Here is a 26,709-nt window from a genome sequence, read left to right as displayed (position 1 = left end):
TTTAAGCTTTACGCAAATTCTGCGCAGCCTTCACCATATTCGCCAGTGCCTGGCGAGTCTCCGGCCAGCCACGGGTTTTCAGGCCACAGTCCGGGTTCACCCACAAGCGCTCTGCCGGGACGCTTTCCGCCGCTTTCTTCAGCAATGCTTCAATCCATTCCACGCTCGGTACGTTCGGTGAGTGGATGTCATACACGCCCGGTCCGATTTCATTCGGGTATTCGAACTCTTTAAATGACTCCAACAGGTCCATATCGGAACGCGAGGTTTCGATGGTGATCACGTCTGCATCCAGCGCGGCAATGGAGTCCATGATGTCGTTGAACTCGCAGTAACACATGTGCGTGTGGATCTGCGTGTCATCACGCACCACGGCAGCGTTCAGGCAGAAGGCTTCCACACCCCATTCCAGATACGCCTGCCAGTCGGAACGGCGCAGCGGTAAACCTTCGCGCAGAGCGGGTTCATCAATCTGGATGATCCCAATACCTGCCGCCTCCAGATCTGCCACTTCATCACGCAGTGCCAGGGCGATTTGTTTGGCGATGGTTTCACGGCTTACGTCTTCGCGTGGGAATGACCAGCAAAGAATCGTCACCGGGCCAGTCAGCATGCCTTTAACGGGTTTGTCGGTCAGGGATTGCGCGTACTTCGCCCATTCCACAGTAATCGCTTCCGGGCGGCTGATGTCACCAATCACAACTGGTGGTTTCACACAGCGTGAACCGTAACTCTGCACCCAGCCGTTTTGGGTGAACACGAAGCCGTCGAGGTGCTCGCCGAAGTATTCCACCATATCGTTACGCTCGGCTTCACCATGAACCAGCACGTCCAGCCCTAAACGCTCCTGCTCGGCAACGGCCTGTTTGATATGTTCTGCAATACCGGTGCGATAGTTGTTGGCGTCAAGATTTCCCTTTTTGAAGTCGAGGCGCAGGCCACGGATTTCGGTTGTTTGCGGGAATGAACCGATGGTGGTGGTCGGCCACGCTGGCAGGTTAAAGCGCTGACGCTGAGCCTGCGCGCGAACGGTGTAGTTGTTCTGGCGTTGGCTGTCTTGCACTGTAATAGTCGCCAGACGTTTGCCGACTGCCGCATTATGGACACGTTGTGAATGGCGACGGGCCTGAATCGGCGCACTCCACTCAACCAGTTTTTCTGTGTTACCGCTGTTCAGCGCGTCGGTCAGCAAAGACAACTCGGCACATTTTTGCAGCGCGAAGGCAAACCAGCTCTTCACTTCTGCATCCAGTCGCGTTTCCACACTTAGATCGATTGGGCTGTGCAGCAGTGAACACGATGACGCGACCCATAAATCACGTTTGCCGACAATCGCTTGCAACTGCTGATATTTCTCAGTCAGATCGGCACGCCAGACGTTACGGCCATTAATCACACCGGCCGATAACAGCCAGTCGGCTGGCAGTTGCTGATGCAATGCGTTGATATCATCTTTTCCATGCACGAAGTCCACATGCAGGCCCTGCACCGGAAGCTGGGTAATGGTATTCAGGTTTGGCGTCACGCCTTCAAAGTAAGTGGTCAGCAACAGTTTAACGTTACCAGCCAGCGCGTCGTAAGCCGGTTTGAACGCATCCAGCCACTCTTGTGGTAACTCCAGCACCAGCGCCGGTTCGTCGATCTGCACCCATTCGATGCCACGTTTTGCCAGTTCCACCAGCACCTGCTGGTAAACCGGCAGAATATCTTGCAGCAGGCTCAGGTGGTCAAACGGCTCGCCTTTCACTTTGCCAAGCCACAAGTAAGTGACTGGCCCAAGCAGCACAGGTTTCACGTTGTGGCCCAGCGCCAGTGCTTCATCTACTTCATCCAGCAGCTGTGTCCAGGTCAATTTGAACTGCTGGCCTTTAGTGAACTCCGGCACCATGTAGTGGTAGTTAGTGTTGAACCATTTGGTCATTTCAGCGGCTGCGGCTGGCTCACCAGTGGGTGCCCGGCCACGGCCCAAGCGGAATAAGGTGTCGATATCGACGCTGCCGTCCGCGTTCTGATGACGAGCCGGCACGTTGCCAAGCAGCAAGCTGGTTGTCAGAACGTGGTCGTACCAGGCGAAATCGCCCACCGGTAGCAATTCGACGCCAGCCTGTTTTTGCTGGTCCCAGTGGCGGGCACGCAGTTCGCGGCCTACCGCCAGTAATTCTTCCTGAGTGGAGTTGCCCGCCCAGTAACTTTCTTGTGCTTTTTTCAGTTCGCGACGCAGGCCAACACGAGGGAAGCCGAGGGTGTGATTTTTTATCGTCATGTTCTTTCCTCAATATTCATTATTCGACGCATTTAGCCGTCCAGATGTTTACACATCTATAATCAACAGGTACTGTATATTCCTCAAGCGCAATTTGCTCATGCCGAAGTGAAGGACTTTCATGATCGAGATCAAACATCTGCGGACGCTACAGGCGTTACGAAATTGCGGCTCTTTAGCCGCTGCTGCCGCCGCGTTGCATCAAACCCAATCGGCACTCTCCCATCAATTCAGCGATCTGGAGCAGCGCCTGGGTTTCCGCCTGTTTGTCCGTAAAAGTCAGCCACTACGGTTTACGCCGCAGGGCGAGGTGCTATTGCAACTGGCTGAACAAGTTTTGCCGCAGATAAGCCGTGCGCTTCAGGCTTGCAATGAACCGCACCAGACCCGGCTTCGCATCGCCATCGAATGCCATAGCTGCATTCAGTGGCTGACGCCCGCGCTGGAAAACTTCCACAAAACCTGGCCGCAGGTGGATCTGGATTTCAAATCTGGCGTGACGTTCGACCCGCAGCCTGCTCTGCAACAAAGCGAGCTGGATATCGTATTAACGTCCGACATCCTGCCGCGCAGCGGTCTGCATTATTCGCCAATGTTTGATTATGAAGTGCGCCTGGTGCTGGCAACGGATCACCCGCTGGCAAGCAAAACGCGTATTGAACCGGAAGATTTGAGCAGCGAAACGTTGTTGATTTACCCGGTGCAGCGCCAACGACTCGATATCTGGCGCCATTTCCTGCAACCCGCGGGCATCAGCCCATCGCTGAAAAGTGTCGATAACACGCTGTTGCTGATTCAGATGGTGTCAGCCCGCATGGGGATTGCTGCGTTGCCACATTGGGTAGTGGAAAATGTTGAGCGCCAGGGTCTGGTCGTAACCAAAACCCTGGGCGAAGGACTGTGGAGCCGGTTGTATGCCGCAGTGCGCGATGGCGAGCAGCGTCAACCGGTGACGGAAGCGTTTATTCGCTCGACGCGTTCACACGCTTGCGAGCATCTGCCGTTTGTGAAGAACGCGGAGCGACCCAATGGCGATGTACCCATAGCGAAGCCATTATCACCGACCCACCAATAATAAAACTCGGCCAGTGAGGCTGTTCTTGCCAGATGGCAAGGTTAACCAGCAGCCCCGCCGGAACATGTACGTTGTTCATGATACCAAGCGTGCCCGCATCCACCTGAGTCGCACCATAGTTCCACATAAAGTAGCCCAGCCCGGAAGCCACCACGCCAAGCCACACCAGAATGCCCCATTGCAGGTTGGTGGTTGGGAGTTTTTGCGGATTTCCCAGCGCAAACCAGGCTGTTACAGCCACGACTGCCGCCCCGAGGTAGAACCACGAAAATGCGCAACGTTGCGGCATAGGACGTGTTTCCATCAGCCGTTTGTAGCCCACCATACCGATGGCGAAGCAGATATTTGCCGCCTGGACCAGCATCAGGCCAATCCAGAAGTGATCGCTCACTTTGTCGTAGCGAATAATCGCCGCACCAATCACCGCAAGTCCGGCACTAAGCGCATATCCCCAGCGCAGCTTATTGCCACTGATCAGGTCATAAATCAGCGTAACGTAAAGCGGCGTCATTACCGTAAATAGCAGGAATTCTGAAACGGTGAGGTAGAGATACGCCTGGAAACTAAACAGGTACATCACGCCGAGTTGCAGTGCGCCCACCAGCATATACAGCAACAGAGTTTTCGCGCTGTAGCCTTTAAAGCGCAGGAATGGCAGGAACACTATCGCCGCCAGCCCGACGCGCATCAGCACTGAAAAGTAGCTGTCGACATGCCCGGCAAGGTATTCGCCAATCAGGCTAAAAGAGAAGGCCCACAGAATAGTGGTGATGATCAGTAACGGCACGATGAAGTCTCTACTACGGGAGATTAATGCTTCATTGTAGCGAAGGGAATGTGCAGAAGTTGAACTATTTGGTTGACGAGTGGTGATTAATCCACCACTCGTTTATTACGAATCAGTCTTTGCCGAGGAACATCTTGCGCAGGTAATGCGGAACCGCGTTATCACCGTTGGTGCCAATGACTTCAAGCTCTGGCAGCAAGTCTTTCAGGCGCTGGTGAGCGTTGCCCATGATGCAGCCTTTACCCGCCATGCTCAGCATTTCCGCGTCATTCATGCCGTCACCAAAGGAAATGCAGTCTTTCAGGCCGTAGCCCATCGCTTTGGATACCGCTTCCAGCGCGTGACCTTTCGACACGCCACCCGCCATCACTTCCAGGCAAGTCAGCGTCGAGAAACTCACATTCACGCGGTCGCCCCAGCGAGCGAGCAATGCTTGCTCAAGCGGCAGCAGTTTTTCATGTGAATCACAGGTGAAGAACACTTTGCTGACGCCATCAGCTTCCAGCAAGCCTGGTTCAAACAGGGTGTAATTGAACACCGCTTCTTTAAAATATTTCATCTCTTCCGGGCGGTGGCGGTTCATAAACCACTGGTCGCCACGGTAGACGTTGGTCACGATATCTTGATTAGTATGCACCACACCAAACAAGTCCTGCGCGATGTCGTGGTCGAGATCGTGGCTGAACACCAGGTTGCCGTCAGTATCATGCACACGCGCACCGTTTGAGGTGATCATGTAGGCTTTGATTTCGAGGTTATCGCGAATCTGCCCCACGTCGATATGGTGGCGGCCCGTTGCGAAGACGAAATGAACACCTTCAGCGGTGAGCAATTTCAGCGTTTCTTTAGCATACGGGGAGAGAGTGTGATCAGGGGACAGCAACGTGCCATCTAAGTCAGACGCAACGACATGGTACATAGGATTTGGAACCTCTGGTGTTAAATTCAGATTAATTATGCCTGTCAAAAAACGCGATGACGGCATTCAGCGCTTCGGTCCGCATATCGTCCTTTTCAAACAGGATCTCATGATACGCACCGTTTATGACGTAAGGTGTTTCCCCCTCACAAGGGTGGCCCGCCGCGGCGCGAATCTCACAGAATTGGTCATGCGCACGGTTATCTACGACGCGTTCCTCTTCTGCCTGCAGGATAAAAATCGGCGTGGTGATAGCGGTGGCTCCTGCTAAAACCTGTTCTCCTGCGAGTATCCCTTCTCTTACCCAGTGATTCGTTGGCCCACCCAACCGCAATGCTGGCTCATCAGCATAAAAACGCAGGTTACGGCGGTAACGTTCACGGCTATGGGTCAGGACATTAACGCTAAATGGTAATGCACGCCAGCGGCCTGTTCCGATTGCATAACCCTCACGAATACGCTGATGGCCTTCCGCCCAATCAAGAATATGGCGCACCATCCAGTCAGGCCAGCGCAAGGCGATACCAAACATCGGCGCACACAGCGCAACTGCATCAAAGCATTGTGAGTTTTTCTCAAGCCACAGCGTAATTATCGCGCCGCCCATGGAATGCGCTAACGCGTAGCGTTTTCTCCAGGGGCCGTTGGCGACTTCATGCTGATAAAAGCGGTCAAAGTCGTCGACATAGTCGCTAAATTTCGCCACATGGCCGCGATGCGAGTCCGAAAGCATGCGTCCGGAACGCCCTTGCCCACGGTGGTCGATAATTAAAATATCGAACCCGCAATGGAAAAGGTCATATGCCAGTTCGGCATATTTGACGTAACTTTCGATACGGCCAGGGCAAACGACAATGACCCTGTCGTGATCCTGCGCGCGAAAGCGTACGTAGCGTACCGGCACTTCGTCGACGCCTGAAAATTCACACTCTTCGCGCTGCCGCCAGAAGTCCATCAGTGGACCCGTGGTGAAAGCCGCAAAGGCGTTTTCCCTGTTTGACCATCCATTTTTATGCTGAGTCATATCGCTTTTTTGTGATTCGTAGCACGCTCATCAACAATAGCGTATTGTGGCATAAAAGTGTTCGATCAGGGAATTTCACATGAGCGTTGAGTGGTGGTTTACCTATCTCGTAACCACATTAATTCTGAGTCTGTCACCCGGTTCCGGGGCAATTAATACCATGACCACCGCCATTAGCCACGGCTATCGGGGGGCTGCCGCGTCGATTGCCGGGCTGCAAACGGGGCTTGCGATTCATATTGTGCTGGTTGGGATTGGGCTTGGTGCGCTGTTCTCACACTCGTTGCTGGCTTTTGAAATTTTGAAATGGGCGGGTGCCGCTTATCTTGTCTGGCTTGGTATTCAGCAATGGCGTGCCGCGGGTGCGCTGGACTTGAATACTCTGGCGACGACCCAACCACGCAGTCGTCTGTTTAAGCGCGCGGTTTTTGTGAACCTGACGAACCCAAAAAGCATCGTCTTTCTTGCTGCACTTTTCCCACAGTTTATCTCTCCACACGAGCCACAGGCGGTACAGTATTTAGTGCTCGGCGTGACCACGGTAGTAGTCGATATTATTGTGATGATTGGCTATGCGACGCTTGCGACACGTATTGCAGGCTGGATTAAAGGACCAAAGCAGATGAAAGCGTTGAACCGCGTATTTGGTTCGCTGTTTATGTTGGTTGGCGCACTCCTTGCGGGAGCGCGCCAGGCCTAATTTTCAGCGGAAGATTAGCGGGAGATGATCAGGTGGATGCCGAATCCGGCAAACAACGCACCGGCTGTTCCATCAATCCACTTCGCAAGGCGCTGATAACCGCGGCGCATTTTCGGCAGTGCGAACAAGCTAGCCACGACCGTAAACCACACGAAGGTTTCCAGCGCGATCATTACAAATAAACCCCAACGTTCGGCGCTTCCCACATCATTGCCCACGAACAGCGAGAACACGCTGCCGAAGTAAATAATGGCTTTAGGGTTCGACAAGTTAGTGAGCAGCCCTTTCAGGAAACTGCGTCCACCATGTGCCAGCTCTACCGCAGGTACTTCCTCGGAAGGCTTCTCTTTTTTCAGCGCACTACGCAGCATCTGGTAGCCCATCCAGCACAGATACAAACCACCGCCGACCATAATAATGCTGTGTAGCCACGCCATTTTTTCAAGGATCAGATTCAGGCCGAGCAGCGCCACACCTGACCAGACCATCACGCCACCAGTAATGCCCAGCACGCCCATCATAGCTTCTTTGCGGGAACGGCTAACGGCGGTCTGCGAAACGAAGAAGAAGTCGGGACCGGGAGTGACCAACGCAACGATGTGTAATACCGCTACGGTCAAAAAAAGCGTCAACATAGGAATAGCTCGCTGGATAATTAATTGGACAATAACTATACCCTAAATACTTCGAGTTGCAGGTAGGCGGCCAGGGAACTTATCCCCAGGAGCTTACATAAGTAAGTGACTGGGGTAAGTGAGTGCAGCCAACACCCCTGCAGCTTGAAGAATGAAGGGTATTGGCTACTACTCATCTTCGCCGTCGACATGACTGCGGATAAGTGCCATAAACTCACGCCCAAAGCGTTCAAGTTTACGCGTACCTACACCGTTAACTCCTAGCATTTCACCAGGCGTAATCGGCATTTGTTCGGCCATTTCGATAAGCGTGGCGTCGTTAAACACCACATACGGCGGGATATTCTCCTCGTCGGCAATGGCTTTACGCAGCTTGCGCAGTTTGGCGAACAGCTTACGATCGTAGTTTCCGCCAAACACTTTCGGGCTGGATTTCGATTTGATTGCTACGATTCGCGGCACCGCCAGCATTAGCGGTTCTTCGCCGCGTAAATATGGACGTGCCGCAGAGGTGAGTTGCAGCGCGGAGTGCTGCGCGATGTTTTGCGTCACTACGCCGAGGTGGATCAACTGGCGAATCACGCTCACCCAGTGTTCGTGCGTCTGGTCGCGACCAATGCCGTAGACCGGAAGTTTGTCATGCTGAAACTCGCGGATGCGCTGGTTATTGGCACCGCGCAGGACTTCCACGACATAGCCCATACCAAAGCGCTGATTGACGCGATAAATACAGGACAGTGCTTTTTGCGCATCCACCAGCCCGTCGTAACGGCGCGGTGGATCGAGGCAAACATCGCAGTTGCCACAAGATTGCTGGCGACCTTCACCAAAGTAATTCAGCAACACCAAACGGCGGCAGGTTTGCGCTTCGGCAAATGCGCCCATGGCGTTGAGTTTGTGGCGCTCGATATCTTGTAACTGCCCAACCGGTTTTTCTTCGAGGCATTTACGCAGCCAGGCCATATCCGCCGGATCGTAAAACAGCATCGCTTCCGCAGGCAGGCCGTCACGCCCGGCACGGCCCGTTTCCTGGTAATAGGATTCGATATTGCGTGGGATGTCGAAGTGCGCGACAAAACGGACGTTGGGTTTATTGATGCCCATACCGAAGGCGACGGTCGCCACGACGATTTGCAGGTCATCACGTTGGAATTTTTCCTGCACTTCCGCACGCACATGGTGTTCAAGCCCGGCATGATAAGCCCCGGCGCTGATACCTTTGCTTTGCAAACGCGCAGCTGTGTCTTCCACTTTGGCGCGGCTGCCACAGTAAATAATGCCGGATTTCCCGCGCTGTTCTTGCACGTAGCGCATCAGCTGATCGAGAGGTTTAAACTTCTCCATCAGCATGTAGCGAATGTTCGGGCGGTCAAAGCTACTGATTTGAATTAGCGGGTCATGCAGGCCTAACAGGCGAACAATGTCCGCGCGCGTTGTGTCATCAGCCGTAGCAGTTAAGGCAATGAATGGCACCGAAGGCAGGCGCTGGCGCAATTGGCCAAGCGCTGCATATTCCGGGCGGAAATCGTGTCCCCACTGCGAAATACAGTGCGCCTCATCAACCGCAACCATCGACAAGTGCCACTGGCTGATTTGGTCGATGAAGTTATCCATCATCAACCGTTCAGGCGCGATGTATAACAGGCGAATCTGCCCGGAACGGCAGCCCGCCATCACTTCTTGTTGCTGTTCGCGATTTTGAGTGGAGTTAAGACACGCTGCCGCAACACCGTTTGCCAGCAACTGATCAACCTGGTCTTTCATCAGGGAAATCAGCGGCGAAACCACGACAGTCAGCCCGCCAAATACCAGCGCCGGAATCTGATAGCACAGAGATTTTCCACCGCCGGTCGGCATGACAACCAGGCAATCGCGCCCTTCCAGCACCGTTTCGATGATGGCTTCCTGACCCGGGCGGAACTGTTGATAGCCAAAGGTATCTTGCAAAACCTGTCTGGCCAGTACTGCCTGATTAATTACTTCCGCCTGTGTCACGCTTTCCACACCACTAAAACCGCCAAATTTTTAGAACAGATCGTTAAGCATAACGCCGACACCGAAGCGTGTCTGGTTAAAGTTGTAATCAATTAATGACTCGCCGTAACCGCTGTAAAGCTGGGTATATAGACGTACGTGCTTAGTGACCGGATAACTAAAGCCTAATTCACCGCCGCCGTAGCCGGTATTCCAGTTGTACTGCCCTTTCATACTCAGAATCGCATCGCCAAACTGGTAGCCCACGCGTAATTGGTAGTAGCCCAGGTATTTGGTGATATCCGGATTATCGTCGGTGCTGCCAATCACATACCACGGCTTCACTTCAACCATCCAGTTACCGTGCTCAGCCATCAGACGCGTGTATAAACGGTTCCAGCTACGGGATGTTGGGTCTGAACGGCCGTTGGAGTCGTGGTTATAACCAAACTCGACATCGCGTAATGTCCAACCGGCAAAAGATTCATCGGTCGCAAAACCGAGGAAAAGCTGCGGTTCATAGTTGGTTTCACGGAAAGGAGAAGACTCTCCACTGTTGGACAACTGCCACCAGGATTTTTGGGTATATGAGCCACCTAACACTGAGTTAGGCCCCAGAATACCGCGCCAGATAGGGAACGCGAGGCTAAGCTGAAATTTTACTTCGTCTTTCCGGGCATTATCAGACCAGTTATAACTGCTAATCGCCTCTTTGTTGAGGTCATCAGTCACCGTATAGATCAGATAGTTAGTTTCATACGGGTAAAGTGTGAATGGATTGTCATGTTCCAGAAGCATATTCGCAATGATGCTGCCACGCACAGCCGGTTTATCATGCACTTGCTTTATGGTCGCTTCAGCTGCGTTAGCCATAGAAGGAAGCAGGCATGCCGCCATCAGCCATCCTAGATACTTGCGCATCAATGGTGTTCTCCTGAAAGAAAAGGTTTCAAATTATTATCAGGGACACATTCTACATAGTTCTTAATCTGGACGCTCGGTCTACAGTTCTTAAAGTGGCAATCAACGGTTGTGAAGCATAAAATACACAATTAATTAACATTGTGATTTTATTTTGGTCGAGGAACGATCCATGTCTACCCCATTTTTGACCCCGGAAGCCGCTTTACAATTGGTCGGTGAAATTTTTGTCTATCACATGCCATTTAACCGTGCGCTGGGGCTGGAGCTTGTCCGTTACGAGAAAGATTACGCCGAGCTTTGTTTTAATAACCAGCCGATGATGGTGGGCAACTGGGCGCAGAGTATTTTGCACGGCGGTGTGATTGCGTCATCGCTGGATGTCGCGGCAGGCCTGGTGTGCGTGGGCAGCACATTGACTCGCCATGACAGTATTAGCGAGGAAGAACTGCGCCAGCGACTGTCGAAAATGGGCACCATCGACCTGCGGGTCGATTACCTGCGTCCGGGGCGCGGGCAACGTTTCACCGCCAGCAGCACCCTTCTACGTGCAGGCCGTAAAGTGGCCGTGGCACGCGTGGAATTACACAACGAAGATCAATTGCATATCGCCAGTGCGACCGCTACCTACATGGTGGGGTGATGTAATTATTGCTGATACAATTAGGACACTATTGATCAACGAGTTCTTTTCATGGATGCGAAACAAACCCGTCAGGGCGTATTACTAGCACTGGCGGCGTACTTTATGTGGGGCATCGCGCCTGCTTACTTCAAATTAATCCACTATGTTCCGGCTGATGAAATCCTGACGCACCGCGTGATTTGGTCATTCTTCTTTATGGTGGTGTTAATTAGCCTTAGTCGCCAGTGGCCTCAGGTAAAGAGATCCTGTCAGAACCGCAAAAAGGTATTCGCCATGGCACTCTCTGCGGTGCTCATCGGCGGTAACTGGCTGCTCTTCATCTGGGCGGTGAATAACAACCACATGCTCGAGGCAAGCCTGGGTTATTTTATCAACCCGCTGGTTAACGTGCTATTGGGGATGATTTTCCTCGGTGAGCGCTTCCGCAGAATGCAGTGGGTCGCCGTTGGCCTTGCCGCTTGTGGTGTTCTGGTTCAGCTTTGGACATTCGGCTCGCTGCCAATCATCGCTCTGGGCCTTGCATTTAGCTTCGCGTTTTACGGGCTGGTGCGTAAGAAAATTGCCGTGGATGCGCAAACCGGCATGCTGGTTGAAACGCTGTGGCTGCTGCCAATTGCCGCGATTTACCTGTTTGGCATCGCGGACAGTTCAACCAGCCATATGGGGCAAAACTCGATATCGCTGAATTTACTGCTGATTGCGGCGGGCGTGGTCACCACGATTCCATTGCTGTGCTTCACCGCAGCGGCGACGCGTTTGCGCCTCTCGACGCTGGGCTTCTTCCAGTACATCGGCCCGACGTTAATGTTCCTGTTGGCGGTGACGTTCTACGGTGAAGTCGTCGGTAAAGACAAGCTCCTGACCTTCGGTTTTATCTGGGCGGCGCTGGCGCTGTTTATTCTGGATGCTATTTATACGCAACGAAACTCGCGGATAGCAGCGCGCGCGGTCGCGCAGAAGTAAAAAAGAGAGCCAATCGGCTCCCTTCTCATTTTCATCTCACAACCAGTTTTTGCGCTTGAAGTAGAGATACGGTGCCAGGCCCGCGAGGATCATGACGATAATCGCCGCCGGGTAACCGAAGCTCAGTTTCAACTCGGGCATAAACTCAAAGTTCATCCCGTAGCTGGATGCAACAAGCGTTGGCGGTAGGAATACGACGGATACCACCGAGAAGATCTTGATGATGCGGTTCTGCTCGATGTTGATAAAGCCCATCGCCGCCTGCATCAGGAAGTTCACTTTCTGGAACAGGGATTCATTGTGCGGCAGCAGGGATTCGATATCTCGCAGAATTTCACGGGCCTGCTCAAGCTGCCCGCTCGGCAAACGCGCTTTACGCACCAGGAAGTTCAGGGCGCGTTGCGTATCCATCAGACACAAACGGACTTTCCAGCCGATATCTTCCAACTCAGCGAGAGTGGAAAGTGCGGCGTCGTATTCATCACCCTGGTGCCCTTCCATAATCACGCGGCTGAGTTTTTCCAGATCGCTATAGATGTTTTCGATTTCGTCTGCCAACTGTTCGATTTTGGTTTCGAATAAGTCGAGCAGTAATTCGTAAGCGTTGCCATCAACCATATTCTGGCTACGAGCACGCATGCGATAGAGGCGAAAAGCTGGTAATTCACGTTCGCGCAGCGTAAACAGACGGCCTTCACGAATAGTAAATGCCACGGTGCTGTTGCCCGCGTGATCGTCGGCATCTTCGTAAAAGAAAAATGAGTGGATGTGCAAACCGTCTTCGTCTTCAAAAAAACGCGCGGATGCTTCGATGTCTTCCAGTTCCGGGCGCGTTGCCAGGCTTTGACCAAGTTCCGTTTGCACGCGCTGACGCTCGCTCTCTTCAGGCTCGACCAAATCAACCCAAACAGAATTGCTCAGGTTATCGGCCTCATCTAATTCAAGACGGGACAGACGATTGTTTTCCAGTTGAAATGCGCTCAGCATGACCGGTACTCCCAATGCAAAAAATATCAGGGACAGTTCGGTTGGCACACAGACAGAAACTAACTAGGTTTCAGACCATTAAAAAGTCTGACTCATTGCGACGGGATATACGAGATATGAGGTCGCCGACAACCACTAAGGCTATCAGCATTCGAGGATAGCCTTAGAAGTTGTACCTGGATGACAGGTTATTGAGCCAGTATTTACTGGGTGTGTCCAAGGCGAGTGTCCTCTTAGCGTAATCGTGCGCGCATGTTACGCCACCATAAATATGGCGTCAACACGCAACGGGACACCATGGAGTAATAAACTATGGTGATATTTATAAGCTAGCAAAAGCGTGAAAGACTATGAGTTAACCCGCTAATTTATACCGATTCAAGGCGTGCATAAGCAGCAACTAACCACTTAATTCCCTGGCCAGGAAATGCCACTTGAATACGGCTGTGTTCACCACTCCCTTCCAGGTTAACGACCGTGCCTTCACCAAATTTTGCATGGCGTACACGCTGCCCGAGTTTAAAGCCTGAATCATTCTCAGAGATTGGCGTGCCCATGCGTTGGTGGCTGACCGGTCGGCTGATACTGGCACGCAGGCGAACTTCTTCCACGCAGTTTTCTGGCAGTTCACCAATGAAACGTGACGGGCGGTGATAAACTTCTTTGCCATACAGACGACGGGTTTCAGCGTAGGTCAGTGTCAGTTTTTGCATCGCACGCGTCACACCCACATAGGCAAGGCGGCGTTCTTCTTCCAGGCGGCCACCTTCATCGAGCGACATCTGGCTTGGGAACATGCCCTCTTCCATGCCGACGATAAACACCTGCGGGAACTCCAGACCTTTCGCCGAGTGCAGCGTCATCAATTGCACCGCATCTTGCCAGGTATCGGCTTGCCCTTCACCCGCTTCAAGCGCCGCATGGGACAAGAACGCTTGCAAAGGCATCAAGTCTTCGTCTTCATCCTGATAGCTGAACTGGCGTGTTGCCGTGACCAGTTCTTCTAAGTTTTCAATACGCGTCTGGCCCTTCTCACCCTTTTCCTGCTCGTACATCATCATCAGGCCCGAATCTTTGATAACCCGGTCAGTTTGTACGTGCAGCGGCATGTCGATGGTTTCATGTGCCAGCGCGTCGATAAGTTCCATGAAGCGTTGCAACGCAGAAGCGGCACGGCCTGCTAATGCTTTTTCCTGGAGTAACAAGCGGCAGGCTTGCCACATTGTCAGTTGCTGGTCACGCGATGTCTGGCGCACCACGTCTAATGTGCGGTCGCCGATGCCACGCGTTGGCGTGTTAACCACGCGCTCAAACGCTGCGTCATCATTGCGGTTGGCAATCAGGCGCAGATACGAGAGCGCATCTTTGATTTCCTGACGTTCGAAGAAGCGCATGCCGCCATAGATGCGGTACGGCATGCCGACCTGCAATAACGCCTCTTCCAGCACTCGCGATTGGGCGTTGCTGCGATAAAGAATGGCGCATTGCTCGAGTGCTCCACCCGCTTCCTGCCACGTTTTGATACGGTTAACCACGAAACGCGCTTCATCTAATTCGTTAAATGCGCAATACAGTGAGATCGGCTCGCCGTCGCTGCCATCCGTCCACAGCTCTTTGCCTAAACGACCTGAGTTGTTCGCAATCAGGGCGTTGGCGGCATTCAGAATGTTGTTGGTTGAGCGGTAGTTCTGCTCAAGGCGAATGGTTTGTGCGCCAGGGAAATCGGTCAGGAAGCGTTGGATATTCTCAACTTGCGCGCCGCGCCAGCCGTAGATTGACTGGTCATCATCACCAACAATCATCACTTTGCCTGTATCACCTGCCAACATGCGAATCCATGCGTACTGGATGCTGTTGGTATCCTGGAATTCGTCCACCAGAATATTGGTGAAGCGTTCGCGGTAGTGATTAAGAATGTGTGGCTTGTTCAGCCAGAGTTCATGAGCACGCAGCAATAGTTCGGCAAAGTCCAGAAGCCCAGCGCGATCGCAGGCTTCCTGATACGCCTGATACACTTTTTGCCAGGTTTGCTCGACCGGGTTGCCATAACTTTCAATGTGATGTGGGCGTAGGCCTTCATCTTTTTTGCCGTTGATAAACCACATTGCCTGCCGTGCAGGCCACTGTTTATCGTCGAGATTCATGGCTTTAATCAGGCGCTTTAACAAACGCAGCTGATCTTCGCTGTCCAGTATTTGGAAATCCTGCGGCAGGTTGGCGTCCATGTGATGTGCACGCAGCAAGCGGTGCGCGAGACCATGGAAAGTACCTACCCACATGCCGCCCTGGCTGGTTCCCATCAACTGACTGATACGGTGGCGCATTTCAGCCGCCGCTTTGTTGGTAAACGTCACCGCCATAATCGAATATGGCGAGCAGTTTTCCACGCTAATTAACCACGCAATACGGTGCACCAATACACGCGTCTTACCGCTTCCTGCACCAGCCAGTACCAGCATGTTGCTACGCGTGGCCGCGACGGCTTCGCGCTGTTTGTCATTGAGGCTGTCGAGCAGGTAAGAAACGTCCATTGGCACCGCCGTTGAGGAGATAAAAATATACTGTGATTTTATACAGAATTAATCAGATTATATCAGCGCGGTGAGGGATGCCAACTGCGAAATTTCCAGATGTGGCAATAAGCGGCTGTCATCAATCTGCATTAGGTCGCCATCGCGCAGATTTATCCAACAAGCCTGCATACCACAGCGAACAGCCCCTGCAACATCAGTAGTCAGGTCATCACCTACGTGCAGAATATGGCCGAGCGGAACATTGAGCTTTTCTGCTGCGAGATGATACATATCATTAAATGGTTTGGATCGCCCATGAGGGCCGGCGCGCAGCACAAACTTAAAGTATTGATCGAGGCCGAAAAGATGTGGCTCAGCGTTACCGTTGGTAATCGCCACCAGCGGCCATTTTTCGGCGAGTTTCGCTAACGTGTCGTGCGTTTCTTGCGGCACGTCGATTTGGCTGCGCCAATGGGCAAAGTTCTCCATCGAAGCTTGTGCGCCTGCGGCGGCTTCTTCCGCTGATAATCCGACATCTAACATGGCTTGCTCTACAGCACGACGACGCCATTCGGTGACATCGTGGTAAATATCCGGTTCTTCAAGGCGCAACGCATGGCGAATGCGCAAAAAATCAGGGCGTTGCAGATGGTTAAGCTTCGGATGGTAGTTCTGCACGAAGCTCATTGACTCACGCTCGGTGCGCATAATCACTTCGCGGTTGTCGTAGAGCGTGTCGTCGAGATCAAAAGTGAGCGCGGCGATAGTCCCTAATGGGCGATAAAAATGCATTACGATTTCCCTCGTTTAGCGCGTGGATGCGCAGCATCATACACTGAGGCTAAGTGTTGGAAGTCGAGATGGGTATAGATTTGCGTCGTGGAAAGGTTAGCGTGGCCTAATAACTCCTGCACACCGCGCAGATCCCCGCTCGACTCCAGCATATGCGTGGCAAATGAATGGCGCAATTTGTGAGGATGTACATGGCTGTTTAGCCCCTGTTTTATGCCCCACTCGCTAAAGCGTTTTTGAACGTTGCGCGTCGAGATACGCTTCCCCTGTTTGGAGAGAAATAACGCATCGTCGTCCGGACCAAAAAGCTCGCGCAGATCAAGCCAGTGCTCAACCCAGGTAACAGCAGATTTCCCCACCGGCACCCGGCGCTCTTTGCTACCTTTACCTATCACCCACACTTCACCTGTCGTCAGATCAATGTGGCGGCAATCCATATTAACCAGTTCGGAAAGACGCAGCCCAGCACCGTACATCACCTCCAGCATCGCGCGATCACGCACGGCAAGTGGGTCGTTGATGTCGATATCCAGCAGGCGACTAACGTCATCGACGTCGATATTTTTTGGTAGATGGCGGCCCGTTTTCGGCGTAGTAATGCCTTTTGCGGGGTTAGCTTTGAGCTCACCCTGGCTGACACACCAGTCGAAGAAACTACGGAGCGCGGAAAGACGTAATGCCAGGCTTGATGACCCGAGGCCCGCTTTGCGGCTGCGAACCGTGATTGAACGAACCGCGGCGGCATCACACTGCTGCCAGGTGCTCATGTTCATCTCGCCCGCCAGGGTGATTATTGCGGTCAGTTGGCGGCCATAGTTGAGCAGTGTCAGCGGGCTTAACTGGCGCTCTACTTTCAGGTAGCGCAGAAAGCCATCGACTAAAGGTTGCAGTGGGGAGGCCGTCATACTCGCTCGACCCAGCGCTCCAGCAAGTCTGGCAACATCAGCGCCAGTTCATGAAGTAATTGTGTGCCTTGCCCTTCCTGGTAATGCTGAGGATCGCGGCTACTAAAAACCAGCACGCCTAAATCTGCGTCACTACCCATCAGAGACACGGCCACTGAACCAATGGCTTTCGCCTGAGGTAAAACCACCAGTAATTCAGGGCCATTTAACGGCCCCAAATAATGCTGACGATCCCCAAGACGTTGAATACGCAACGACTCGAAAGCCTGCCGATTCAGTGCCAAATGGGTAAAATCGGAAGGAGCACCAATCCGCCAACGGTCCGCAAAAAGACGCACATTTGCGCCAGCCAGACCCATTTCGCGCGCCCAACGGTGCAAGCGGTTAAGCATTTCCTGCAAACTAGTGGCAGAAGCCAGACGGCCCTGCAACTTCAGTAAGCGATAAAACAAACCTTCGTTGGCACTCGCCTGCTCCATCAGCAAGGTCATGTTTTCTTCAAGGAAATTGATATGGTTACGGCTACGTGCCATATGCCACTCAACCAACGAAACAGTGCCGCGTACCGGATGCGGCACCTGCATCTGTTCTACATGCTGGGCGTTACGAATAAAGAAATCGGGATGACGTAGCAGATATTCCGCCACCATTCGGTCATCCAGTTCCAGTACGGCTTCTTGCTGTTCCTCGGCATTCTTCATAGATGTATAAATCCATCATAGACGTGGGCCGCTGGACCGGTCATAAACAACGGCGTTCCCGGCCCTTTCCAGGCGATATCAAGGCGGCCACCAGGTAGCTCAACGCGAACCTGTTCCGCAAGTATCCCTTGCAAGATGCCCACAGCAACTGCGCCGCAAGCACCGCTGCCACAAGCTTGTGTTTCCCCGGCGCCACGTTCATAAACGCGCAGACGGATATGTTCTTTGGTTACAACCTGCATAAAGCCGATGTTTGCACGCTCAGGAAAACGTTCATGGTTTTCCATGACTGGCCCCAGCGTTTCCACAGCGGCCGTAGTCAAGTCATCAACCTGAATCACGCAATGCGGGTTACCCATCGACACGACGCCACACATAATGGTTTGTTCGGCGGCACGCATAATATAGGTCTTTTCCGCTTTGTTTGCGCGGAACGGCACAGCGGAAGGCTCGAAATTAGGCTCGCCCATATTCACGCGTACCAGCTCATCTTCCGTCACGCTGAGAACCATGCGGCCATTGGCGGTGCTGACGCGAATATCGCGTTTGTTGGTAAGCCCCTTCAGACGCACAAAACGTGCAAAGCAACGCGCGCCGTTACCACATTGTGAGACTTCGCTACCATCAGCGTTAAAAATACGATAATGGAAATCAAGGTCAGGATCGTATGGCGGTTCAACCACCAATAACTGATCAAAACCCACTCCCAAATGCCTGTCGGCCAGACGGCGGATAAGCTCAGGGGAGAAATAGACGTTTTGAGTCACCGCGTCGACGACCATAAAGTCATTGCCAAGGCCATGCATCTTCGAAAACTGCATCTTCTGCTCCATATACGCGGCTACTTATTAATAATGTGCTAGTAGACAACCTGAGTCGGCGCGTTATCAGTACCACGATTATTACGATCTGGCGTGGTTGATTGCGGCTGTGGCTTAGGAGTGACCTGAGATGTAGGCTTGGTTTTACCGTCCGCAGGAGGGAAGTACAGCGGCCCCTTAAGGCCACAGCCAGAAAGGCTAAAAAGTGCCAGCACGAGTGCTAATGGGCAGAAAATTTTCTTCATTATTGAGATGCCTGTAATCCACTATTCTGCCTTCTATCATCGCAGGTGATCCCTGAAAAGCAATACTCTTTTCTATTCGCGAGTGTTGCTATACTGCCGTGAAGAAGAACAACTGAGAAACGAAAATGAACGACAGTGAATTTCATCGCCTGGCTGACGGCCTGTGGTCAACAATTGAAGAACGTCTGGATGACTGGGATGGTGATAGCGATATCGACTGCGAAATCAATGGCGGCGTGCTGACCCTGAGTTTTGAGAATCGCAGCAAGATTATTATCAATCGCCAGGAGCCTCTCCATCAGGTATGGCTTGCCACCAAAAGCGGCGGTTACCATTTTAACTTGAAAGACGACAAATGGATTTGTGACCGTAGCGGCGCAGAGTTTTGGACATTACTTGAAGAAGCTTGCACACAGCAGGCGGGTGAACCCGTTAGCTTTAGCTAGCTGTTGCTGTACTGCTGAAGTAGCGGCGCATTGCTATCGTCATGATTAGTCGGCGTCGCTGCTGTAATAGTCTGGGTGCGGAACGGAATTACCTGCGAGCGCCCATCGACTTTCACAATCTGATAGAACTGTGGCAAGTTGAAGTTAATGAAGCTTGAGCCGTAAGTGAAACGGTCGTGCGAAGACGAATAGAAACGGCTGACATCACGCACTAAATCTTCTTTACTGCCCTCACAGTGGTGATACACCTCTGCGCGGTTGGTCTCATCGAGGATATAGATATTGAACCCGTGGTCCTCACTCGCTTCTTCAAAGAAGAATTGAATGATCCCTTCACTGGCAAACCCATCTACGACTGACGGCAACTGAACCTGATTAGTCTCAACCTGCACCGATAAACCATGCAATTTGTTATGCGAAATTGCACCGTAGAACTCGACCGCATTCTCCAGTTTTTGCACTGAAACGCTCAGGCGTTCGAAGAATAGCCCCCACGTCTGGCCAGAAATACGCAGCGCTTTAAAGCGACCAGGTTCCTGGCGCGTGCTGGACAAGCGGAAGTCGATACATTCGGAAACCAGTTGCTGAACACGCGTGCGGATAAGCCCACGCAAATGCTGGCTGTAACAGAACACTTCCACGCTATCTGGCGGTGCGGCATCCTGGTGCATTTTGCCCAGAATGGTTTTCAGCGCCTCAATCATCGACTGTTCGCCGTTGAAATGCAGAGTACGCACTTCATTCCAGGAGTTGCGGTAAAGCAGGTCAACGCTTCCCACCAGGCACTGTTGCTGCTGCCCGAAGCTGAACACATCCAGCTTACGGAAATCGAAATGAACAACCTGATTACGGAATGCCGCTGTCGGGTCATATTCGAGGTTAACTATGATAGACAGATGGCGAATTTCGCATGGGCTATACAACGCTTTCGCAGTTGGCGCAGGCAAACGCAGCGGGAAGTGGTGCGAAACATCGGCCACCATTTCCTGCAATTTTGGCAAATCACAGATTCCGTTGCCCTTAATAAACAGGCGGGTGCGCGAAGTCAGCAGGCCGTTGAAGTAGGCCCAAGCCACCAGCTTATTAAGATAACGGTTATATTCCAGCGGTTGATGGCTGATGATGGAATCCATGTTTGGTGCACGGTTGTAGAGATACCAACCTGAACGGTTTGCTCGACCCGGCGGAACATGAATAAAGGTCAGATTAGGCTCTGACAAATCAGGGGAAATTTGCGGATTAACCAGCGTGACTTTACCCGGTAGCGCTTCAAACGCGGCATACAATTTACGGGTCAATACACCGATATCTTGCGGGCTTGCACTGACGCTGAGGTTGTTACGGCGAGCGAAACGAATCAGGTTGCGATAGCTTTGCATCATCGCGTCAAGGAGTTCGTTGTGCGCATCACGAACCTGGTCGATTTTCCAGTTAGCGCGGTTATCGAGCATCGCCAGACGTGGCTCATCCCAGCCCCAGTCTTTGACCAGTTGGCTTAAAACTTCACGACGCCAACCTACACAGGCACGCTCACGGGACAGTTTTTCGCACACTTTGAGATAGAAGCAGCGACGTACTAAGTCCAGACGCGCAGTGTCTTCGATTTGTGTGAGGTAGTGAGTCACACGCTCCAGCATCATGCAGTACGGATCAAGCCCAAAAGAGACTATCTCGCCATCATGCAGTCGCTGCTTAATGTCTTTTGCAAGCAGACGCGTGTTTGGATATTCCCAGGAATAGGCTTCCAGCAGCAGCGTCTTGAGCACGGCTTTATAAGGAGAATCGATACTCTTATAGAGCTGCCACAGGCTGGCTCCAAAATATTCTTCCGCGGAAAGAGAGCTTAAACCACCGAGATCCAGCCATTCGTTTGGTGTCAGCACACCCTGCGAGTAGAGGCTCATTACGTAATCGTCGTAATGATCTTCTTCGTCGCCTGGAACCATACTCCACAGAATACGTTTCCCGGCCAGGCGCACAGCGGTGCGGTAGAACTCGTCGAGCAACAAGATGTGTTGTGTTGAACCACAGTCTTCACCGCCCAGGCTGCCACTTTCGTTGTGGCGGAAGCGGTTTTCGTCAATCAGGAAGAAGCTGACTTCAACACCTAAAGAGGCGGCCCAGCTTTCCAGCACGCTGCATTTACGTTGCAGCAACTGGCGCTCGTCATTATCGAGCCATGACTGGTGACAAACCCAAATATCCAGATCGGATGAACAACTCTGCCCAACGGACGATGTGCTGCCCATGGTATAGAGGCCCGTGATAGGCAATTCACCAGATTCTGTTTTCTGCGGCGGCATGCCGCGCATCAATTCGAGTTCGTTGAGGTAGTGGCGTTGGGTTTCATCAGGCGTGTAGATGCAAATGCCATGTGGAACGTTACCCTCAAGGTAACCTGGCATCAGCGGGTGATGATAATGTAACAATGTTGGCAGAAGACTGTAGACCTGTTGAAAAGCAGGGCCCATTGCCGCAAGTGCGCGATCTACACGCAGTTGGTTAATGGCATCCAGTCTCTGTTTAAGAGTCTCAATATAGAGGTACAAGACATATCGCCTGATGGTTTCAGTATTACGAAAAAACCCGTTTCCCGGTTGTTGCCTCTATTATAAACGACAAGGCAAAGAATTGCTGGAAACGTGATCAATTTAACACCTTGCTGGTTGACCGTAAAGAAAGATGCGCTACGCGCCAACTTCCGCTCCGCCTACCGGCTTTATCTTCCATAATACGAAATATGTCCCTCTTTTCCGCAAACCCGTTGAAACTGACAGCCTTCCTTGAAGAGTGGTAGGATGGTCAGGGACGATAATTACGGTAACTAGCAATGTTAGACAATGTATTAAGAATTGCCACTCGCCAAAGTCCATTAGCACTCTGGCAAGCACATTATGTCAAACAACGCCTGGAAGCGTGCCATCCCCAGCTCACGGTTGAACTGGTGCCTATGGTTACGCGTGGCGACATCATTCTTGATACACCGCTGGCGAAAGTCGGCGGCAAGGGATTGTTTGTCAAAGAGTTAGAACTTGCACTCCTTGAAAGCCGTGCGGATATCGCCGTACATTCCATGAAAGATGTGCCAGTCGAGTTTCCTGAAGGCTTAGGGTTAGTGACGATTTGCGAACGTGACGATCCGCGTGACGCTTTTGTCTCCAATCATTTCGACAGCCTGGACGCACTCCCGGCAGGCAGCGTAGTAGGCACTTCCAGCCTCCGCCGCCAATGCCAGATCGCCGAGCGCCGCCCGGACCTTGTCATTCGTTCTTTGCGCGGCAATGTCGGTACCCGCCTGGGTAAACTCGATAACGGTGACTACGACGCAATTATTCTGGCGGTCGCCGGGCTGAACCGTCTTGGTTTGCAATCACGTATCCGCTACGCATTGCCCGCAGAAGTCTCTTTGCCTGCGGTAGGCCAGGGCGCGGTGGGAATCGAATGCCGTCTTGATGATGAACACACACAAGCGCTGCTCGCGTCACTTAATCATGAAGAGACTGCGATTCGCGTTCGTGCGGAGCGCGCCATGAACATGCGCCTTGAGGGCGGATGCCAGGTGCCGATTGGCAGTTATGCCGAGCTTAATAATGGTGAGTTATGGTTGCGGGCATTAGTGGGCGCACCTGATGGCTCGATTCTGGTGCGTGGCGAACGCCGCGGTAAGCCAGAAGATGCCGAAGTTATGGGCGTTTCGCTTGCGGAGGAGCTTCTCGATAAAGGCGCACGTGAGATTCTTGCCGCCGTTTATGACGGAGATGCTCCGGCATGACAATACTTGTCACCCGCCCTTCCCCCGCTGCGGACGAGTTAGTGAGCAGACTGCGCGCACTGGGGCAGGTGGCGTATAGCTTCCCACTTATCGAGTTTTCCCCCGGCCGGCAGTTGGACAAACTGCCTGCCATGCTGGCGAGCCTGAACGAAGGCGACCTGGTGTTCGTATTATCGCAGCACGTCATAAACTATGCCCACCCGCAATTACGCCAAAACGGCATCTCCTGGCCTTCACATCTTGCCTGGTTTGCCATTGGGCGTACGACTGCCTTAGCGTTTCACACGGTTAGCCATTTGCCGATTCGTTATCCGCAAGACAGGGAAACAACGGAAGTCTTGCTACAATTACCTGAATTACAGAATGTTGCCGGGAAACGGGCACTCATTTTACGTGGAAATGGGGGGCGTGAACTGTTAGGTGAAACACTGGCCGAACGCGGCGCAGAAGTGACTTTCTGCGAATGCTACCAAAGAAGTGCCAGAATTTATGACGGAACGGAAGAAGCCTTTCGCTGGCGCGAACGTGGGGTTTCAACGCTGGTCGTGACAAGCGGTGAAATGCTACAACAACTTTATGCGCTCATTCCGGAATGGTATCGAAAAAACTGGTTACTACACTGCCGACTGTTAGTTGTCAGTGAGCGTTTGGCAGACCTTGCCCGGGATTTGGGCTGGCAAGATATTCGGGTCGCCGATAACGCAGACAATGACGCGCTGCTTCGCGCGTTACAATAAATCAACCCCCAAAATAATTCGAGTTGCACCAAGGCAGCTTGAAGAATGAAGGGTATACAATATGGGACGCCACAATGACGGAACAACAGAATAACTCCGCCATGGTTGAAGAGACCACACCTGCGGTAGAAAGCGCTCCGCTTTCAGAACAGCCACCACAAAAAAATCGTAGTGGTATTGCCGGAATTGCGTTGGGTGCGATCGCCATTGCTATTGCCCTTGCGTTAGGTGGCGGTCTTTACAGTTATGGTAAGCATCAGGCAGCGGCGCAAAATGCCAACACCGATGCATTGGCAACGCAGCTCACCGCTTTACAAAAGCAACAAGAACAGCAGCAAGCTTCTCTGGAAACTACCATCAAGCAGCAGGCAACTGCACTCCAGGAGTCGGATCGCCAGCAGGCAAATCTGGCGCGCGAGCTTGACGAAGTTCAGCAAAAAGTGGCCACTATTTCCGGCAGCGATGCAAAAACCTGGTTGTTAGCACAATCCGATTTCCTGGTGAAACTGGCCGGACGGAAATTGTGGAGCGATCAGGATGTCACGACCGCCGCCGCATTGCTGAAGAGTGCTGATGCCAGCCTGGCCGATATGAACGATCCGAGCCTGATTGCCGTGCGTCGCGCGCTGACAGACGATATTTCCGCACTCTCCGCGATTACTCAGGTTGATTACGACGGGATTATCCTCAAGCTCAATCAGCTTTCTAACCAGGTCGATAATCTGCGTCTGGCAGACAACAATACCGACGACACGCCTATGGATTCCGACGGTAGCGAGCTTTCTTCTACAGTGACGGAATGGCGTCAAAATCTAACTAAAAGCTGGCACAACTTTATGGATAGTTTCATTACTATTCGCCGCCGCGATGAAACTGCCGTTCCGCTTCTGGCACCAAACCAGGATGTTTACCTGCGTGAAAATATCCGCTCGCGTTTGTTAGTTGCAGCACAAGCGGTTCCTCGCCACCAGGACGAAACGTATAAGCAGTCGCTGGAGAATGTTTCCACATGGGTTCGTGCTTATTACGACACCAACGACAGCGTGACAAAATCCTTCCTTGATGAGCTGGATTCTCTCAGCCAGCAAAGCATCAACATGGATGTACCGCAAACGCTGGAAAGCCAGCCTCTACTGGAAAAGCTGATGCAGACCCGGGTGCGTAATTTGCTTGCCCAGCCTGCAGCGAGCGCAACCGCTCCTGCTGAACAACCTGCCGCGCCTGAACAAGCGCCTGCACCGACTCAGGGAGAATAAGCATGATTAAAGTCTTATTACTCTTCCTACTGTTGATCGCCGGGATCGTCCTTGGACCAATGCTGGCCGGACATCAGGGTTATGTGTTGATTCAGACCGATAATTACAACGTGGAAACCAGCGTCACTGGCCTGGTGATCATATTGATCCTGACCATGGTCGTGTTGTTTGCTATTGAATGGATACTGCGCCGTGTTTTCCGCACCGGGGCTCGTACCCGTGGCTGGTTTGTTGGGCGTAAAAGCAGTCGCGCGCGCAAGCAAACCAAAGCGGCATTACTGAAACTGGCTGAAGGTGATTATCAGCAAGTTGAGAAGCTGATGCTGAAAAATGCCGATCATGCCGAACAGCCAGTCGTAAACTATTTACTGGCAGCAGAAGCCGCACAACAGCGTGGCGATGAAATTCGTGCCAATCAGCATCTGGAACGCGCAGCCGAACTGGCAGACAGCGACCAACTCCCGGTAGAAATTACCCGTGTGCGTCTGCAACTGGCGCGTAACGAAAACCATGCTGCCCGCCATGGCGTTGATAAGTTACTGGAGACGGCACCACGTCACCCTGAAGTGCTACGTCTTGCGGAAATGGCATATGTCCGCACTGGTGCATGGGGATCGCTGCTCGACATTTTACCTGCAATGGACAAAGTACAGGTTGGTGATGAAGTCCACCGCACCGCATTGCAACAACAGGCCTGGATTGGCTTGATGGATCAAGCAATGGCGGATCAGGGTAACGATGGGCTGAAGGCCTGGTGGAAAAATCAAAGCCGTAAGACGCGCCATGAAACCGTGCTACAGGTCGCGATGGCGGAGCATCTTATTGAGTGTGACGATCATGATGCGGCACAGGAAATCATTCTTGATGGCCTGAAACGCCAGTACGACGAGCGTTTGATATTACTGATGCCACGTCTGAAATCAGGCAACCCGGAGCAACTTGAAAAAGCCCTTCGCCAGCAGATCAAGACACAAGGCGATCGTCCATTGCTTAATAGCACACTCGGTCAGTTACTGATGAAACACGGCGAATGGCAACAAGCGAGCGATGCTTTCCGTGAAGCACTCAAACAGCGTCCTGATGCCTTTGATTATGCATGGTTGGCTGATTGCCTGGATCGTCTGCATAACCCAGAAGAGGCGGCCTTGATGCGCCGTGATGGCCTGCTGTTAACCCTGCAAAACAACCCCAATTCATAACACCCCAAGGGCGATAACTGTCGCCCTTCCCCATTTCCTTTATGCAAAAAAAAACACCTGCCAATTGGCAGGTGTCAAAACAGGTCTTTAAGACAACTAAGTGGTGCTTCACTCAACGTTATGTCCATGGTGTTGGATGAGGTCTGAAAGACGACATCTGTCGGTGGACGATAAGCACCGTAATCGGCTCTGCGTCATTCCTTGGTTTATGAAGCCGAAGCAAACATAAGAAGTGGAATGAGCATCTACAGATATATTATTGCACGATGCATGCCAGGTTTGAATTCATAATTACCCTTAGCCTGGAATCATTTTATATTCATGATGTTACCTCAGATGCCTTAAGCAATAGATGGGCTATTTTTGTGCCAGGGTAGTGCTGCGATAGTGTCTCTTTTTAGAGACACTTAAATTGAAGTTTGTAATTA

Annotated in this window: 25 protein-coding genes; 9 read left to right on the top strand and 16 right to left on the bottom strand. The window is 52.3% G+C overall.

Annotated elements, in window-relative coordinates:
- Nucleotide 1: 1 nt before the first annotated feature.
- The gene (metE, locus tag LVQ77_RS20825) at nucleotides 2-2,263 is read right to left on the bottom strand and encodes a 5-methyltetrahydropteroyltriglutamate--homocysteine S-methyltransferase (RefSeq protein WP_232905390.1); all 2,262 of its coding nucleotides are present in this window, start codon (nucleotides 2,261-2,263) and stop codon (nucleotides 2-4) included.
- Between the two features lie 121 nt (nucleotides 2,264-2,384).
- Here metE and metR point away from each other — a divergent pair, with 121 nt between their 5' ends.
- The gene (metR, locus tag LVQ77_RS20820) at nucleotides 2,385-3,338 is read left to right on the top strand and encodes an HTH-type transcriptional regulator MetR (RefSeq protein WP_232905389.1); all 954 of its coding nucleotides are present in this window, start codon (nucleotides 2,385-2,387) and stop codon (nucleotides 3,336-3,338) included.
- Here the strand turns inward: metR and LVQ77_RS20815 are convergent.
- The 3 genes from LVQ77_RS20815 to pldB all read right to left on the bottom strand — a co-directional run bounded on the left by LVQ77_RS20815 (nucleotide 3,226) and on the right by pldB (nucleotide 6,068).
- On the bottom strand, nucleotides 3,226-4,125 hold the full coding sequence (locus tag LVQ77_RS20815) for a carboxylate/amino acid/amine transporter (protein WP_151995934.1): 900 nt from the start codon (nucleotides 4,123-4,125) through the stop codon (nucleotides 3,226-3,228). The genes metR and LVQ77_RS20815 overlap by 113 nt on opposite strands.
- A gap of 112 nt (nucleotides 4,126-4,237) precedes the next feature.
- Nucleotides 4,238-5,044, bottom strand: a complete 807-nt coding sequence (gene yigL / locus LVQ77_RS20810) for a sugar/pyridoxal phosphate phosphatase YigL (RefSeq protein WP_064515217.1) — start codon at nucleotides 5,042-5,044, stop codon at nucleotides 4,238-4,240.
- Between the two features lie 31 nt (nucleotides 5,045-5,075).
- A complete protein-coding gene (gene pldB, locus LVQ77_RS20805) occupies nucleotides 5,076-6,068 on the bottom strand; it encodes a lysophospholipase L2 (protein ID WP_064561634.1) in 993 nt (330 codons plus the stop codon).
- A gap of 79 nt (nucleotides 6,069-6,147) precedes the next feature.
- Between pldB and rhtB the strand changes: the two genes are divergently transcribed.
- Entirely contained in the window at nucleotides 6,148-6,768 is a 621-nt protein-coding gene (rhtB, locus tag LVQ77_RS20800) for a homoserine/homoserine lactone efflux protein (protein WP_232905388.1), read from the top strand.
- A 14-nt stretch (nucleotides 6,769-6,782) separates the two neighbouring features.
- On the opposite strand, the gene rhtC is transcribed toward rhtB, so the two are convergent.
- From rhtC to pldA, 3 genes are all read right to left on the bottom strand, one after another.
- Nucleotides 6,783-7,403, bottom strand: a complete 621-nt coding sequence (gene rhtC / locus LVQ77_RS20795) for a threonine export protein RhtC (protein ID WP_232866769.1) — start codon at nucleotides 7,401-7,403, stop codon at nucleotides 6,783-6,785.
- Between the two features lie 168 nt (nucleotides 7,404-7,571).
- Nucleotides 7,572-9,398, bottom strand: coding sequence for an ATP-dependent DNA helicase RecQ (gene recQ, locus LVQ77_RS20790; RefSeq protein ID WP_232866766.1), 1,827 nt, complete (start codon nucleotides 9,396-9,398; stop codon nucleotides 7,572-7,574).
- Nucleotides 9,399-9,428: 30 nt separating this feature from the next.
- On the bottom strand, nucleotides 9,429-10,298 hold the full coding sequence (gene pldA, locus LVQ77_RS20785) for a phospholipase A (RefSeq protein WP_255666919.1): 870 nt from the start codon (nucleotides 10,296-10,298) through the stop codon (nucleotides 9,429-9,431).
- 172 nt (nucleotides 10,299-10,470) lie between these two features.
- Here pldA and LVQ77_RS20780 point away from each other — a divergent pair, with 172 nt between their 5' ends.
- Together LVQ77_RS20780 and rarD are read left to right on the top strand one after the other, a co-directional pair.
- Entirely contained in the window at nucleotides 10,471-10,941 is a 471-nt protein-coding gene (locus tag LVQ77_RS20780; RefSeq protein ID WP_232905387.1) for a thioesterase family protein, read from the top strand.
- A gap of 51 nt (nucleotides 10,942-10,992) precedes the next feature.
- Nucleotides 10,993-11,907 carry an EamA family transporter RarD gene (rarD, locus tag LVQ77_RS20775; RefSeq protein ID WP_232905386.1) on the top strand — a complete coding sequence of 305 codons (915 nt, stop codon included), beginning with the start codon at nucleotides 10,993-10,995 and terminating at the stop codon, nucleotides 11,905-11,907.
- A 36-nt stretch (nucleotides 11,908-11,943) separates the two neighbouring features.
- Here rarD and corA read toward each other — a convergent pair whose 3' ends face one another.
- The 8 genes from corA to lptM form a co-directional block, all read right to left on the bottom strand.
- Nucleotides 11,944-12,894 carry a magnesium/cobalt transporter CorA gene (corA, locus tag LVQ77_RS20770; RefSeq protein ID WP_034492179.1) on the bottom strand — a complete coding sequence of 317 codons (951 nt, stop codon included), beginning with the start codon at nucleotides 12,892-12,894 and terminating at the stop codon, nucleotides 11,944-11,946.
- A gap of 163 nt (nucleotides 12,895-13,057) precedes the next feature.
- Nucleotides 13,058-13,114, bottom strand: a complete 57-nt coding sequence (gene ysgD, locus LVQ77_RS22410; protein ID WP_367597360.1) for a YsgD/CorL family protein — start codon at nucleotides 13,112-13,114, stop codon at nucleotides 13,058-13,060.
- Between the two features lie 148 nt (nucleotides 13,115-13,262).
- Nucleotides 13,263-15,425, bottom strand: a complete 2,163-nt coding sequence (uvrD, locus tag LVQ77_RS20765) for a DNA helicase II (protein WP_154155098.1) — start codon at nucleotides 15,423-15,425, stop codon at nucleotides 13,263-13,265.
- Between the two features lie 57 nt (nucleotides 15,426-15,482).
- Complete coding sequence (gene yigB, locus LVQ77_RS20760) at nucleotides 15,483-16,199, bottom strand: 5-amino-6-(5-phospho-D-ribitylamino)uracil phosphatase YigB (RefSeq protein ID WP_232905385.1); 717 nt, start codon at nucleotides 16,197-16,199, stop codon at nucleotides 15,483-15,485.
- Nucleotides 16,199-17,104, bottom strand: coding sequence for a tyrosine recombinase XerC (gene xerC, locus LVQ77_RS20755; RefSeq protein WP_232866492.1), 906 nt, complete (start codon nucleotides 17,102-17,104; stop codon nucleotides 16,199-16,201). The genes yigB and xerC overlap by 1 nt, the downstream gene beginning before the upstream one ends.
- Entirely contained in the window at nucleotides 17,101-17,805 is a 705-nt protein-coding gene (locus tag LVQ77_RS20750) for a DUF484 domain-containing protein (RefSeq protein ID WP_232866490.1), read from the bottom strand. Before LVQ77_RS20750 ends, xerC begins: the two co-directional genes overlap by 4 nt.
- Nucleotides 17,802-18,626, bottom strand: coding sequence for a diaminopimelate epimerase (dapF, locus tag LVQ77_RS20745; protein WP_232866488.1), 825 nt, complete (start codon nucleotides 18,624-18,626; stop codon nucleotides 17,802-17,804). Before dapF ends, LVQ77_RS20750 begins: the two co-directional genes overlap by 4 nt.
- Before the next feature lie 38 nt (nucleotides 18,627-18,664).
- Entirely contained in the window at nucleotides 18,665-18,871 is a 207-nt protein-coding gene (lptM, locus tag LVQ77_RS20740) for an LPS translocon maturation chaperone LptM (protein ID WP_151995947.1), read from the bottom strand.
- A gap of 125 nt (nucleotides 18,872-18,996) precedes the next feature.
- On the opposite strand from lptM, the gene cyaY reads away from it, so the two are divergent.
- Complete coding sequence (cyaY, locus tag LVQ77_RS20735; RefSeq protein WP_151995948.1) at nucleotides 18,997-19,317, top strand: iron donor protein CyaY; 321 nt, start codon at nucleotides 18,997-18,999, stop codon at nucleotides 19,315-19,317.
- On the opposite strand, the gene cyaA is transcribed toward cyaY, so the two are convergent.
- Nucleotides 19,314-21,866, bottom strand: coding sequence for a class I adenylate cyclase (gene cyaA / locus LVQ77_RS20730; RefSeq protein ID WP_232866487.1), 2,553 nt, complete (start codon nucleotides 21,864-21,866; stop codon nucleotides 19,314-19,316). The genes cyaY and cyaA overlap by 4 nt on opposite strands.
- A 281-nt stretch (nucleotides 21,867-22,147) precedes the next feature.
- Between cyaA and hemC the strand changes: the two genes are divergently transcribed.
- The 4 genes from hemC to hemY all read left to right on the top strand — a co-directional run bounded on the left by hemC (nucleotide 22,148) and on the right by hemY (nucleotide 26,281).
- On the top strand, nucleotides 22,148-23,089 hold the full coding sequence (hemC, locus tag LVQ77_RS20725) for a hydroxymethylbilane synthase (protein WP_232905384.1): 942 nt from the start codon (nucleotides 22,148-22,150) through the stop codon (nucleotides 23,087-23,089).
- Nucleotides 23,086-23,826, top strand: a complete 741-nt coding sequence (hemD, locus tag LVQ77_RS20720) for a uroporphyrinogen-III synthase (protein ID WP_232905383.1) — start codon at nucleotides 23,086-23,088, stop codon at nucleotides 23,824-23,826. Before hemC ends, hemD begins: the two co-directional genes overlap by 4 nt.
- Nucleotides 23,827-23,900: 74 nt before the next feature.
- Nucleotides 23,901-25,082, top strand: coding sequence for a uroporphyrinogen-III C-methyltransferase (gene hemX / locus LVQ77_RS20715; protein WP_151995952.1), 1,182 nt, complete (start codon nucleotides 23,901-23,903; stop codon nucleotides 25,080-25,082).
- 2 nt (nucleotides 25,083-25,084) lie between these two features.
- Nucleotides 25,085-26,281, top strand: a complete 1,197-nt coding sequence (hemY, locus tag LVQ77_RS20710) for a protoheme IX biogenesis protein HemY (protein WP_232866482.1) — start codon at nucleotides 25,085-25,087, stop codon at nucleotides 26,279-26,281.
- Nucleotides 26,282-26,709 lie beyond the last annotated feature (428 nt).

Origin of the sequence: Buttiauxella cochleicola (assembly GCF_021282435.1) — a bacterium.
GTDB classification, from domain to species: domain Bacteria; phylum Pseudomonadota; class Gammaproteobacteria; order Enterobacterales; family Enterobacteriaceae; genus Buttiauxella; species Buttiauxella massiliensis.
This window is presented reverse-complemented; position numbering and strand designations above follow the sequence as displayed.

Excerpts from the sequence above, each read along its gene's own strand:
- metE (WP_232905390.1), bottom strand. The coding sequence starts at position 2,263 with ATGACGATAAAAAATCACACCCTCGGCTTCCCTCGTGTTGGCCTGCGT.
- metR (WP_232905389.1), top strand. The coding sequence starts at position 2,385 with ATGATCGAGATCAAACATCTGCGGACGCTACAGGCGTTACGAAATTGC.
- yigL (WP_064515217.1), bottom strand. The coding sequence starts at position 5,044 with ATGTACCATGTCGTTGCGTCTGACTTAGATGGCACGTTGCTGTCCCCT.
- pldB (WP_064561634.1), bottom strand. The coding sequence starts at position 6,068 with ATGACTCAGCATAAAAATGGATGGTCAAACAGGGAAAACGCCTTTGCG.
- rhtB (WP_232905388.1), top strand. The coding sequence starts at position 6,148 with ATGAGCGTTGAGTGGTGGTTTACCTATCTCGTAACCACATTAATTCTG.
- rhtC (WP_232866769.1), bottom strand. The coding sequence starts at position 7,403 with ATGTTGACGCTTTTTTTGACCGTAGCGGTATTACACATCGTTGCGTTG.
- pldA (WP_255666919.1), bottom strand. The coding sequence starts at position 10,298 with ATGCGCAAGTATCTAGGATGGCTGATGGCGGCATGCCTGCTTCCTTCT.
- LVQ77_RS20780 (WP_232905387.1), top strand. The coding sequence starts at position 10,471 with ATGTCTACCCCATTTTTGACCCCGGAAGCCGCTTTACAATTGGTCGGT.
- rarD (WP_232905386.1), top strand. The coding sequence starts at position 10,993 with ATGGATGCGAAACAAACCCGTCAGGGCGTATTACTAGCACTGGCGGCG.
- corA (WP_034492179.1), bottom strand. The coding sequence starts at position 12,894 with ATGCTGAGCGCATTTCAACTGGAAAACAATCGTCTGTCCCGTCTTGAA.
- uvrD (WP_154155098.1), bottom strand. The coding sequence starts at position 15,425 with ATGGACGTTTCTTACCTGCTCGACAGCCTCAATGACAAACAGCGCGAA.
- yigB (WP_232905385.1), bottom strand. The coding sequence starts at position 16,199 with ATGCATTTTTATCGCCCATTAGGGACTATCGCCGCGCTCACTTTTGAT.
- xerC (WP_232866492.1), bottom strand. The coding sequence starts at position 17,104 with ATGACGGCCTCCCCACTGCAACCTTTAGTCGATGGCTTTCTGCGCTAC.
- LVQ77_RS20750 (WP_232866490.1), bottom strand. The coding sequence starts at position 17,805 with ATGAAGAATGCCGAGGAACAGCAAGAAGCCGTACTGGAACTGGATGAC.
- dapF (WP_232866488.1), bottom strand. The coding sequence starts at position 18,626 with ATGCAGTTTTCGAAGATGCATGGCCTTGGCAATGACTTTATGGTCGTC.
- lptM (WP_151995947.1), bottom strand. The coding sequence starts at position 18,871 with ATGAAGAAAATTTTCTGCCCATTAGCACTCGTGCTGGCACTTTTTAGC.
- cyaY (WP_151995948.1), top strand. The coding sequence starts at position 18,997 with ATGAACGACAGTGAATTTCATCGCCTGGCTGACGGCCTGTGGTCAACA.
- hemC (WP_232905384.1), top strand. The coding sequence starts at position 22,148 with ATGTTAGACAATGTATTAAGAATTGCCACTCGCCAAAGTCCATTAGCA.
- hemD (WP_232905383.1), top strand. The coding sequence starts at position 23,086 with ATGACAATACTTGTCACCCGCCCTTCCCCCGCTGCGGACGAGTTAGTG.
- hemX (WP_151995952.1), top strand. The coding sequence starts at position 23,901 with ATGACGGAACAACAGAATAACTCCGCCATGGTTGAAGAGACCACACCT.
- hemY (WP_232866482.1), top strand. The coding sequence starts at position 25,085 with ATGATTAAAGTCTTATTACTCTTCCTACTGTTGATCGCCGGGATCGTC.